Source organism: Vibrio sp. 10N.222.55.A1, from assembly GCF_041473835.1.
GTDB classification, from domain to species: domain Bacteria; phylum Pseudomonadota; class Gammaproteobacteria; order Enterobacterales; family Vibrionaceae; genus Vibrio; species Vibrio crassostreae_C.
On record NZ_JBFRSX010000008.1, the window covers coordinates 82,712 to 95,002 of the forward strand.

Sequence of the window (12,291 nt, forward strand, 5' to 3'; positions counted from 1 at the left end):
ACTAATTAACCAGTGTTTCGCATGCCTGCTGCAATGCCTGCAATCGTCACCATTAGCGCTTCTTCAAGCTCTGCTGGTGGTGTTTCACACTTACGAGTACGGTAAAGCAGTTCAGCTTGAAGCATGTTTAGTGGCTCAACGTAGATGTTACGTAGGCGGATTGACTCAAATCCCCAAGGGTCGCTCTGCATTAGGTTCTCGTTGTTCTCAACATTTAGCACGGCTTTGATGTCTTTTTGCAGCTGTTCACGCAGTAACTCACCTAATGGTAATAGCTCTTCGTCAACAAGGCGTTGGTCGTAGTACTTAGCGATTTCCATGTTGCACTTCGAGTACACCATTTCCAACATACCGAGACGGGTAGAGAAGAACGGCCACTCGCGACACATCTCTTCGAGCAGGGCTTGATGGCCTTGATCTACAGAGTACTGAATCGCTTCACCAGCGCCTAACCATGCAGGCAGTACCAAACGGTTTTGGCTCCAAGAGAAGATCCATGGAATCGCACGTAGGCTTTCTACGCCGCCGTTCGGGTTACGTTTCGCAGGGCGAGAGCCAAGAGGCAGTTTACCTAGCTCCAGTTCAGGTGTCGCTTGACGGAAGTAAGGTACGAATTTCTCTTCGCCACGAACCACGTTGCGGTAAGCCTCACAAGATACTTGAGATAGCACTTCCATTAGGTCGCGCCACTCTTGTTTTGGCTCAGGTGGCGGCAGAAGGTTCGCCTCTAGAATCGCGCTTGCGTAAAGGTTGAAGCTGTTTACAGCAACGTCTGGTAAGCCAAGTTTAAAGCGGATCATTTCGCCTTGCTCTGTTACACGTAAACCGCCTTTCAAGCTCTTAGGTGGCTGAGAAAGAAGAGCAGCGTGCGCCGGAGCACCACCACGACCAACCGTACCGCCACGACCGTGGAATAGAGTCAGTTCAATGCCTTCTTCATCACAAACCTTAACCAGTTTGTCCATTGCATCATATTGAGCCCAACCTGCAGACATTACGCCCGCATCTTTCGCTGAGTCAGAGTATCCGATCATCACCATTTGGTGGTTCTGGATAAAGCCACGGTACAAGTCGATGCTCATTAGCTGTTTCATTACTGCTTCTGAGTTGTTCAAGTCGTCTAGCGTTTCGAACAGCGGACATACGTCCATGCGGTATGGGCAGCCACATTCTTGCAGTAGTAAGTGAACAGCCAGTACATCTGATGCAGTACGAGCCATAGAAATTACGTAAGCACCGAAGGCTTCACGAGGTTGAGCAGCAATAACCTTGCAGGTGTCTAAAACCTCTTTAACCTGTTCAGATGGCTCCCAATCACGAGGAAGTAGTGGGCGCTTAGAGCTTAATTCATTGGTTAAGAAAGCAATCTTGTCTTGCTCGCTCCACTGGTCGTAGTCGCCAATGCCTAGGTAGCGAGTCAGTTCAGACAGCACATCTGAGTGACGTGTACTTTCTTGACGAACATCGAGACGCACTAGGTGTACACCGAATGCTTTTAGGCGGCGCAAGGTATCAAGTAGAGAACCGTCTGCGATTACGCCCATGCCACATTCGTGCAGCGATTGGTAACACGCGTAAAGCGGTGTCCAAAGTTGGTCGATGTTCTGTAGTGTTTCTTTCTTCGGTACTTCAGCATCATGCAGTTTTGCATCCAGCACTTCTAACGTGTTGTTCAGCAGAGTACGTAGGCTCTTTAGGATTGCTCGGTAAGCTTCATGCTCATCACCCGCTAGTTCACGAACGGCATCATTACACTTAGTCATCGATAGTTCGGTAATCAGCTCGTTTACGTCACCTAGGTAAAGGTCAGCGGCTTTCCAGCGAGATAGGCGCAGTACTTCTTTGGTGATGGTGTGCGTTACGAATGGGTTACCATCGCGATCACCGCCCATCCAAGATGAGAAGTGTACCGGGCGCGCATCAATTGGTAGACCTTCACCAAGGTAGCCTTTTAGTCGGCCGTCCATTTCACGTAGGAAATCTGGTACAGCTTCCCAAAGTGAGTTTTCAACAACCGCAAAGCCCCATTTCGCTTCATCAAGTGGCGTAGGGCGTTGCTGACGAATCACATCTGAGTGCCAACCTTGAGCGATAAGTTGCTCTAGGCGACGTTCTGTTTTCACGCGCTCTTTGTGTGATAGGTCGCTTAATTCTAATTTAGACAGACACTCGTTGATCTTAACCAATTTGTTGATCATGGTGCGACGAGTGATTTCTGTTGGGTGTGCAGTCAGAACGAGTTCAATGTTCAGGTCGCGAACGGCTTGAGCCGCATCTAGCTTGCTGATGTCATTCTGGTTTAATTTGGAAAATAGAGATTGCAGCACGTCTGGTTCGCAAACATGCTCCTCACAGTGGCGAGAGATGGTGTGGTACTGCTCTGCCATGTTGGTGAGGTTGAGAAATTGGTTAAATGCACGAGCAACAGGAGTGAGTTGTTCGTTCGGCAGGTTTTTGATTTCTTCAACTAGGCTGTCACGGTCAGCTTTGTTGCCTGCGCGGGCGGATTTGGAAAGTTTACGGATAGTCTCCACTTTCTCTAAGATAACGTCACCATGTGCATCTTGGATTGTGTTACCTAGCAAGCGTCCCAGCATGCTTACGTTACTCTTGAGAGCGGCGTATTTCTCGTTCATTGTCATCCTGCCTCGTAAAAAAATTACATCCATTGTTCCTTGTTAAGTACACAATCTAGCGAAAAGTGCTGTATCTAGTCAAATAAAGCATTCTAAGTTTGCAATTATTAGTTTTCGAAATGCGGGAGAAGTAAATTTCCCAATAGTTCGGAATTAAAGTGAAATTTAATTACAAGATCAGGCTGTGTCTGGGATAACAGAATAAAAGCCACCTTTTCGGGTAGCTTTTATACGAAAATATTGGAAGAAAAGTAATAACTAGAAACAATATTTGCGGATCGACTTACTCAGAACATCAATCGTTGGATCGATAAAATCGAAGCTTAGGAACTCATCTGGTTGGTGAGCTTGGTCGATTGAGCCTGGACCCAGCACTAAGGTTGGGCAAAGTTCTTGAAGGAAAGGTGCTTCTGTACAGTAGTTCACGGTTTGTGATTCAGTTTCGCAAACTGATTCCATGCCACCGATAAATGGATGGTCATGTTGGCACTCGTAACCCGGGATAGGTTCGTGCAGTGGCGTAATCTCAATTCTGCCCGGCCATTTTGCTTCTACTTCTTTGAGTGCGCTGCGCAGCATGTTATCCAAACCATCTAAGCTGATACCCGGTAAAGGACGTACATCGTAGTGCAGCTCACAGCAACCACAGATACGGTTCGCGCTGTCGCCACCGTGAATATGGCCAAGGTTTAGAGTGGGGCTTGGAATTGCGAAACCCGGGTGGTGATACTCTTTGACTAGCTTGTCACGCAGTTGCATTAAAGCGAACAACACTTCATGCATGATCTCGATGGCGTTGACACCTAATGCAGGATCAGAAGAGTGACCTGATTTACCCGTTACTCGCACAGCGTTAGCAACATGGCCTTTATGGCCACGAATCGGCACAAGGCTGGTTGGCTCACCAATAATGCAGTAATCCGGTTTAAACGGTGCATTTTCAGTGAAATGACGCGCACCCAGCATGGTGGTCTCTTCGTCACAGGTTGCCAATACATATAGCGGCTTGGTCTGTTTGCTCCAATCCATCTTCTTTGCCGCTTCATAAACGAAAGCGAAAAAGCCTTTCATATCGGCTGTGCCTAATCCATAGAAGCGATTGTTGTGTTCTGTTAGTGCGTGAGGGTCGAAGTTCCAACGTCCTTCATCAAATGGCACTGTGTCGCTGTGTCCTGCGAGTAGCAAGCCACCTTCGCCCGATCCCATCTTAGCGACCATATTATGCTTGCCGGGTTCGACTTCCATGACTTCAACGCTAAAGCCTACGTCTTTAAACCATTGAGCCATTTTTTCGATCACTTTCTCGTTGCCATGATCCCAGCTTGGATCGGTCGAGCTAATAGAGTCTGTGGAAATTAGGCCTTTGTAGACCTCAAGAAAACTCGGTAATTGCATAATAACTTCACTTCTACTATTGACAGGAAAACCATAAGTCGGTAAAACACATATTAAATCATATTTAATGCATAAGAAATCAAATAAAGCTAAAAATTAAGTATGAATAGTCAAATTTGAAATGTAACTTACCTCAGAAATGGATGTGTTGAGATGTTGAAAACCACGATCATTGGCGCAAGCGGCTACACAGGAGCAGAACTGGCTCTAATGATAAACAGACACCCTGAGCTCACGCTATCAGGTTTATATGTCTCAGCCAATAGTGTAGACGCAGGTAAACCTATAGCGGCACTGCACGGTAAGTTAGCTGGTTTGATTGATATGCCAGTACAACCTTTAACAAATCCGGAAGAAGTGGCTAAACAGTCTGATGTGATTTTCTTAGCAACGGCACACGAGGTTAGTCACGACCTAGCGCCAATCTTTCTAGAGAACGATTGCCAAGTCTTCGACCTATCGGGAGCATTCAGAGTTAAAGGCGAAAACTTCTATCAAGAGTTTTACGGTTTTGAACATCAACACGAACAATGGCTAGACAAAGCGGCTTACGGTTTAGCGGAATGGAACGAACAAGAAATTAAAGAAGCTCAGCTTGTCGCTGTCGCGGGTTGTTACCCAACCGCATCACAACTGGCGATTAAGCCTTTGGTTGAAGCCAAGTTACTGGATGAAAACCAATGGCCAGTGATTAACGCAACCAGCGGTGTGACTGGTGCAGGCCGCAAGGCGACGATGGTCAACAGCTTCTGCGAAGTGAGCTTGCAAGCTTATGGTGTATTCAATCACCGTCATCAACCTGAAATGGCTGCACATTTAGGATGTGATGTGATTTTTACCCCGCACCTCGGCAACTTTAAGCGTGGCATTTTGGCAACCATTACCATGAAATTGGCTGAAGGCGTGACAGAACAACAGATACAAGATGCCTTCGAGCAAGCTTACCAAGGTAAACCTGCAGTGAGACTTCTCGAAGAGACACTGCCAAGAATTCAAGATGTAGAGCAGACGCCTTTCTGCGACTTAGGTTGGAAGGTTCAAGGTCATCACATCATCGTTGTTTCAGCGATTGATAACTTATTAAAGGGTGCATCTAGCCAAGCGATGCAGTGTTTGAATTTACGTTATGGTTTTGCGCCATTAACTGCGTTAGTGTAAGGAAATCTAGATATGAGCCTTAATAATCAACCATTAATCATCAAGTTAGGTGGCGCTGCGCTATCTTGTGGTGAAACACTTAGCAAGTTATTTGGTGCTATCTCTGCTTACCAACAACAGGCACAACGACCAATCGTGATTGTTCACGGCGGCGGTTACCTTGTTGATGATTTGATGAATAAGTTGAACCTCGAAACCGTTAAGAAAGAAGGGCTACGTGTTACTCCTTATGATCAGATCCCAGTGATCGCTGGTGCATTAGCGGGCACGGCGAATAAATTACTTCAAGGTCAGGCGATTAAAGACGGTATCAATGCCGTTGGTTTAAGCCTAGCAGACGGTGGTTTATGCAAAGTGAGCGAACTGAACCCTGAACTGGGGGCGGTAGGAAAAGCGGAGCCGGGCGACTCAACCGTTCTGCAAGCGATTCTTAATGCGGGCGCACTGCCTATCATTAGCTCGATTGGTCTGACTGAGCAAGGCCAACTGATGAACGTCAATGCCGACCAAGCTGCGGTTGCCGTTGCAGGCGCGCTTGATGCTGAACTGGTACTGCTTTCTGATGTAAGTGGTGTGTTGGATGGCAAAGGTCACCTCATTCCAAGCCTTAATCAACAACAAGCTGATGACCTTATTACAGGCAAAGTGATTACCGACGGCATGATCGTTAAGGTTCAAGCCGCACTAGAAGCCGCTAACGACCTTGGACGACCAATCGAAGTTGCCACTTGGCGATACCCAGAAAAGCTAACACAACTGTTTTCAGGTAAAAGCATAGGAACACAGTTTTTACCTCAGTAGGTCTCACAACGAGTCACTACTTAAAGAATTTAGACAAATTAAATAAACATATAATTATGAAGTCATTTCCAACGCTGACCGCCATGTGCAGTATGGAAACTAGGAGAAAGAAAATGAGCAAAGTTAACGTAAAGAAAGTTGTAGTAGCCTACTCTGGCGGTCTAGACACATCAGTAATCATTCCATGGTTGAAAGAGAACTATGACTGTGAAGTGGTTGCGTTTGTTGCGGATGTTGGTCAAGGCGACGAAGAGTTGATTGGTATCGAAGAGAAAGCAAAAGCTTCTGGTGCATCTGAGTGTTACATCGCAGACCTTAAAGAAGAGATGGTTGCTGACTACATCTACCCAACGCTGAAAACGGGCGCTTACTACGAAGGTAAATACCTACTAGGTACGTCGATGGCGCGTCCAATCATCGCGAAAGCACAGGTTGAAGTCGCACGTAAAGTAGGTGCAGACGCACTGTGTCACGGCTGTACTGGTAAAGGCAATGACCAAGTTCGTTTTGAAGGCGCATTTGCTGCACTAGCACCTGATCTACACGTAATTGCACCATGGCGTGAATGGGATCTAGTGAGTCGTGAAGAGTGTCTAGATTACCTGGCTGAGCGTAACATCCCTTGTACGGCTTCTCTTACTAAGATTTACTCGCGTGATGCAAACGCATGGCACATCTCAACAGAAGGCGGCGTTCTAGAAAACACATGGAATGCACCTAACGAAGATTGCTGGGCTTGGACTGTAGACCCTGAGCAAGCGCCAAACGAATCTGAAACAGTGACGCTTAAAGTTGAAAAAGGCGAAGTGGTTGCGGTTGATGGCGAAACAATGACGCCATACAACGCACTGGTTTACCTAAACGAGAAAGGTGCTAAGCACGGTGTTGGTCGTATCGATATCGTAGAGAACCGTCTTGTTGGCATGAAGTCTCGTGGTTGTTACGAAACTCCGGGTGGCACAATCATGATGGAAGCACTGCGTGCAGTAGAGCAACTGGTTCTTGATAAAGCGGCATTCGAATTCCGTGAAGAGCTCGGTGTTAAGGCTTCTCACCTTGTATACGATGGTCGTTGGTTCACTCCACTATGTAAGTCAATCCTTGCCGCGACAGAAGAGCTAGCACAAGACGTGAATGGTGAAGTGGTTATCAAGCTTTACAAAGGCCATGCAACGGTGACTCAGAAGCGTTCTGACAACAGCCTGTACTCAGAAGAGTTTGCAACCTTTGGTGAAGATGAAGTTTACGACCAAAGCCATGCTGAAGGCTTCATCCGCCTTTACTCGCTATCAAGCCGTATCCGTGCTTTGAATAGCCAAAAGTAATCCTAACAATGAGTTAGTGATCTAGCCTTTGATGAAAGATTGAAGGTTAGTAAACAGACATTATTATGCAAAGCCCATTCACTATTGATTAGTGAGTGGGCTTTTTACTTTCTATTTGCCTAATAAATCAGCTTCGGTTTTTCCTATCGGATGGCATATAATTCGCGCTCCACGCTAAAAATAATCAATGGATTGAACTGTTGGTGAATAAATATGTGAAAATAATGAATTAATACTTTATTTTCATTTTGAATTGCCGTAAGTTTAAACCATCAGAAAAATACTGAATCTTAATCAGAATTATCATTTGCAAAAACAGTGAGCACTGTGCAATTAGGAGATACACAATGGCATTATGGGGCGGTAGATTTACCCAAGCAGCAGACACCCGGTTCAAAGATTTTAACGATTCTCTTCGTTTTGATTACCGATTGGCTGAGCAAGACATTGTGGGCTCAATTGCCTGGTCTAAAGCTCTACTGTCGGTCAACGTATTAACAGAAGAAGAGCAACAGAAGCTTGAGTTAGCGCTGAATGAGCTAAAACTTGAGGTGATGGAAGATCCTGAACAGATTCTACGTTCTGATGCAGAAGATATTCACAGCTGGGTTGAGCAGCAACTTATCGGCAAAGTCGGTGACTTGGGCAAAAAACTTCACACTGGCCGTTCTCGTAACGACCAAGTGGCGACAGACCTGAAACTATGGTGTCGTCAGCAAGGTAACCAACTGCTACTGGCATTGGATCGCCTACAAAGCCAAATGGTGAACGTTGCTTCTCAGCATCAAGAAACCGTGCTTCCTGGCTACACTCACTTACAACGTGCTCAGCCGGTAACTTTTGCTCACTGGTGCTTGGCTTACGTTGAAATGCTTGAGCGTGATTATTCACGTTTGAATGATGCGATTAAGCGTCTAGACACATGTCCGCTGGGTTCTGGTGCCCTTGCTGGAACAGCTTACCCGATGGACCGTGAAGAGTTAGCTCACAACTTAGGTTTCCGTCGTGCAACGCGCAACTCTCTAGATTCAGTTTCTGACCGCGACCATGTGATGGAGCTAATGTCGATTGCTTCTATCTCTATGCTTCACCTTTCGCGTCTTGCAGAAGATATGATTTTCTACAACTCAGGTGAATCAAACTTCATCGAGTTAGCGGATACCGTGACGTCAGGTTCATCTCTGATGCCACAAAAGAAAAACCCAGATGCGCTAGAGCTTATCCGTGGCAAAACTGGCCGTGTTTACGGTTCATTAGCGGCAATGATGATGACAGTAAAAGCTCTGCCTTTGGCGTACAACAAAGACATGCAAGAAGATAAAGAAGGTCTGTTCGACGCTTTAGATACTTGGAATGATTGTATGGAAATGGCAGCACTCTGTTTTGACGGCATTAAAGTGAACGGCGAACGTACACTTGAAGCCGCGAAACAAGGCTACGCGAACTCAACTGAATTGGCTGATTACCTAGTAGCGAAAGGGATTCCTTTCCGTGAAGCTCACCATATTGTTGGTGTGACGGTAGTGGCGGCGATTGCTAAAGGCTGTGCATTAGAAGAATTAACCATCGCAGAGATGAAAGAGTTCTCTGAGGTGATTGAGGAAGATGTGTATGACATCCTGACCATTGAATCGTGTCTTGAAAAACGTAGCGCGCTAGGCGGTGTATCTCCACAGCAAGTGGCTTACGCGGTTGACCAAGCTGAGAAACGTTTATCACAGCGTGATACGTCCATCGTCAAGGTTCGTCCTGCTCGTCTGACCGATATTGAAGCGTTGGAAGGTATGGTCGCTTACTGGGCGAACATGGGTGAAAACCTACCTCGTTCTCGTAATGAACTGGTGCGTGATATTGGCTCGTTTGCGGTCGCAGAGCATCATGGTGAGGTGACAGGTTGTGCATCACTCTATGTGTATGACTCTGGCCTAGCGGAAATCCGTTCACTGGGTGTCGAAGCTGGCTGGCAAGGTCAAGGGCAGGGTACCGCAATTGTGCAGCACTTGGTTGAGAAAGCGCGACAAATGGCCATCAAGAAGGTGTTTGTGCTGACTCGTACTCCAGAGTTCTTTATGAAGCATGATTTCTTACCAACATCGAAATCTCTGCTGCCTGAGAAGGTACTGAAAGATTGTGACCAGTGTCCTCGTCAACATGCGTGTGATGAAGTGGCATTGGAAGTGAACTTGGTAGAGCAGATAATTGCTAAGGTTAATGTTGCATAAGGCATTGATTTTATAGCTCCTAAAAAAAAGATCAAAAATCTGATCTTTTTTGGGAACAAACTAAGAAAAGCCCGGTCTATTAAAGTACCACTGCTTTTTCTTAGAATTTTCTAAGAAAGCCCTAGAATCGATTGGTTCTGGGGCTTTTTTCTATCTGCTGTTCGGGAAATGATGATGGCTTGCTAGGTCGGGTCATTTAATTGGGCACCTAGCCTTTATCGCTTATCGAGCAACGTCTCTCTGTTAACGCTTTTTGTTCCTTAAAGGCAGCACCACAAACTTCATTATCCAATGCAACGACAGCAAGCCACTGAACGCGAAAGCGGCCATCATCAACGCGATGGCATTGATGGTTTTTGGGTCTTCTCTGAAAAACAGCCACCATACTCCCCAACTCAAAATCGACAACACCATCAGCTGATTCATGCAACGCTGGCAGCGACCGAGTTTGTTACGGATTTTTTCACTTTTATTGCAATGAATGCATGTCATCTTGGGTTTGATTCGCGTTATGCTTGTTGCCCTGATAATAACACGTCACAAGATATTGGATCACGGTGACACAGAGAGAGAAAGTCGATGATTGAGCGCCAAGAAACCAAGCAACGTATGAGCCGTATTGTTAAACACAACGGTACTATCTACCTATGTGGCCAAGTTTGTGCTGATGCAACTAAAGACATCACTGAACAAACTCAAACCATGTTAGATAAAGTAGAAGCGCTACTTGAGCAAGCAGGCAGCGACAAAGAGCACATGCTGTCAGCAACGATTTACTTGAAAGACATGAAAGACTTCCAAGAAATGAATGCAGTGTGGGATGCATGGGTACCAGAAGGTCACGCTCCAGCTCGCGCATGTGTGACTGGCGACATGGCTCGCGAAGCGCTACTTGTTGAGATCTCTGTGATTGCTGCTGAGAAGTAATTGCTTAAAGCTTTTAGTGACGCAATGGCTTCAAGAGATTCCAGATACCTCGTCCCTCGGTTCTGGAATGACGAGTTTAGTTTTGGTTTAGCTGATGCGTCACTTTGATTTGCTTCAGTTTAGACGCGTTTTGAAAAGCACCGTTATTCTGGTTAGCTTCGCCTAGACGTGTATGAAAATTGCTGTCATTCCCGAGAGCGACGAAGGAGCGTAATCGGGAATCTATAGTTTACTCGTTGCCAAAAACAAAAAGGAAAGCCAATGGCTTTCCTTTTTAGTATCTAACGTTTGTTAACTGCTAATTGACTGGCGCTAGTCTGAGATTAACAGCCCGGGCCACAATCTAGGCAGTGTTTCACCATCTCTGGGCCTAGGTGCAGTTTCGCATTCAGGTCACGTAGGGCAGTTCGTACACCCTCTTCGATTACTGGGTGGTAGAACGGCATGTCTAGCATCTCAGAAACCGTCATCTTGTTCTGGTGTGCCCATGCTAACAAGTGAGCCAAGTGTTCTGCGTTTGGTCCCATCATCTCAGCACCAAGGAAGCGGCCTGTACCTTGCTCGCCGTATACGTGCAGAATACCTTTGTTGCGCAGCATCACTCGAGAACGACCTTGGTTTTCGAAAGACACTTCACCCGTTGCGAAACAGCCACATGTGCCCAAGCGTGTGGTGATCTCTTTGTAGGTTTCACCAACCATCGCGATTTGCGGGTCAGAGAATACTGCCGAGATTTTAGAGCGGCGTAGGCCTGCACGAATCTCTGGGAAGCGACCTGCATTGTCACCCGCAATACGAGCTTGGTCTGCTGCTTCATGCAGTAGAGGCAGTTGGTTACTCGCATCACCAGCGATAAATATTGATGGTAGTGATGTTTGTAGCGTGTAGTGGTCTGCGATTGGCACACCACGTTCATCAAGCTCTAGAGAGGTATTCTCTAAGCCAAGCTTGTCAGTGTTAGGGCGACGACCTGTTGCTGCTAGTACGTATTCAACGACGTTAGTTTCTAATTCACCTTGTTTATTGATGAACTGGATTTCGACACGTGGCTCACCCGATTCAGTGGTAATGCGCTTCATGCTTTCGATTTTCACGTCGGCATCGAGATAGAACTCTTCATTGAAAGCTTTATCTGCATAAGTCATGATCTCTGGATCAGTTACTGGGCCAACTTGACCACCCAAACCGAACAGTTTGGTCTTCACACCTAAGCGGTGCAGTGACTGACCAAGCTCAAGACCAATAACACCAGGGCCAAATACCGCAACCGATTCTGGTAAATCATCCCAGCTGAACACGTCGTCGTTAATGATCAGGCGATCGCCAAGCTCATTCCAAACGGCAGGGTATGCAGGGCGAGAACCGGTCGCGATAACAATACGCTTAGCGGTGACAACCGTGTGGTCATCAATTTGTAGCGTGTTATCGTCTAAGAATTTTGCGTAACCAGAGATCTTGTCTTGCTCTGGGATTTCATCAACGCCTTCTAAAACAAAACCAACAAAACGGTCACGCTCAAACTTCACTCGCTCCATCACTTCACGACCGTTAATCACGATATCGCCTTGTGGGTGAACGCCAAAAGCCGGAGCTTTCTCGATTTGGTGTACGCTTTCTGCAGCTGCAATAAGCAGTTTAGATGGCATACAACCAACGCGAGCACAGGTTGTACCGTAAGGGCCACCTTCAATCATCACGACACTGTCAGTGTGTGCTTTTGCAGCGCGGTAAGAACCTAAACCTGCCGTACCGCCCCCGATAACTGCTACATCTACATTGACTTGTTTCATAATAATTTTCTCGCAATGGCTAAATTTGGTTTGAACG

Annotated in this window: 9 protein-coding genes; 5 read left to right on the top strand and 4 right to left on the bottom strand. The window is 46.4% G+C overall.

The features are described 5' to 3' along the window. Window positions 1–5: 5 nt before the first annotated feature. The gene (gene ppc / locus AB4493_RS01970) at window positions 6–2,642 is read right to left on the bottom strand and encodes a phosphoenolpyruvate carboxylase (RefSeq protein WP_372154433.1); all 2,637 of its coding nucleotides are present in this window, start codon (window positions 2,640–2,642) and stop codon (window positions 6–8) included. Window positions 2,643–2,894: 252 nt separating this feature from the next. Continuing rightward, window positions 2,895–4,031: an acetylornithine deacetylase gene (gene argE, locus AB4493_RS01975; RefSeq protein ID WP_372154434.1), complete on the bottom strand. Its 1,137-nt coding sequence runs from the start codon at window positions 4,029–4,031 to the stop codon at window positions 2,895–2,897. Window positions 4,032–4,184: 153 nt separating this feature from the next. Between argE and argC the strand changes: the two genes are divergently transcribed. From argC to argH, 4 genes are all read left to right on the top strand, one after another. After that, entirely contained in the window at window positions 4,185–5,189 is a 1,005-nt protein-coding gene (argC, locus tag AB4493_RS01980) for an N-acetyl-gamma-glutamyl-phosphate reductase (protein ID WP_017061139.1), read from the top strand. Window positions 5,190–5,201: 12 nt separating this feature from the next. Further along, window positions 5,202–5,990: an acetylglutamate kinase gene (gene argB, locus AB4493_RS01985; protein ID WP_017061138.1), complete on the top strand. Its 789-nt coding sequence runs from the start codon at window positions 5,202–5,204 to the stop codon at window positions 5,988–5,990. Between the two features lie 113 nt (window positions 5,991–6,103). Next, window positions 6,104–7,315, top strand: coding sequence for an argininosuccinate synthase (locus tag AB4493_RS01990; protein ID WP_017061137.1), 1,212 nt, complete (start codon window positions 6,104–6,106; stop codon window positions 7,313–7,315). 347 nt (window positions 7,316–7,662) lie between these two features. Continuing rightward, the gene (gene argH / locus AB4493_RS01995; protein ID WP_017061136.1) at window positions 7,663–9,537 is read left to right on the top strand and encodes an argininosuccinate lyase; all 1,875 of its coding nucleotides are present in this window, start codon (window positions 7,663–7,665) and stop codon (window positions 9,535–9,537) included. Between the two features lie 243 nt (window positions 9,538–9,780). On the opposite strand, the gene AB4493_RS02000 is transcribed toward argH, so the two are convergent. Further along, entirely contained in the window at window positions 9,781–10,029 is a 249-nt protein-coding gene (locus tag AB4493_RS02000; protein WP_050642919.1) for a DUF3624 domain-containing protein, read from the bottom strand. A gap of 87 nt (window positions 10,030–10,116) precedes the next feature. Between AB4493_RS02000 and AB4493_RS02005 the strand changes: the two genes are divergently transcribed. Beyond that, window positions 10,117–10,464: a RidA family protein gene (locus AB4493_RS02005; RefSeq protein ID WP_004729674.1), complete on the top strand. Its 348-nt coding sequence runs from the start codon at window positions 10,117–10,119 to the stop codon at window positions 10,462–10,464. 323 nt (window positions 10,465–10,787) lie between these two features. Here the strand turns inward: AB4493_RS02005 and AB4493_RS02010 are convergent, their stop codons facing one another. Next, entirely contained in the window at window positions 10,788–12,254 is a 1,467-nt protein-coding gene (locus AB4493_RS02010; protein WP_372154435.1) for a dihydrolipoyl dehydrogenase, read from the bottom strand. Window positions 12,255–12,291: the final 37 nt, after the last annotated feature.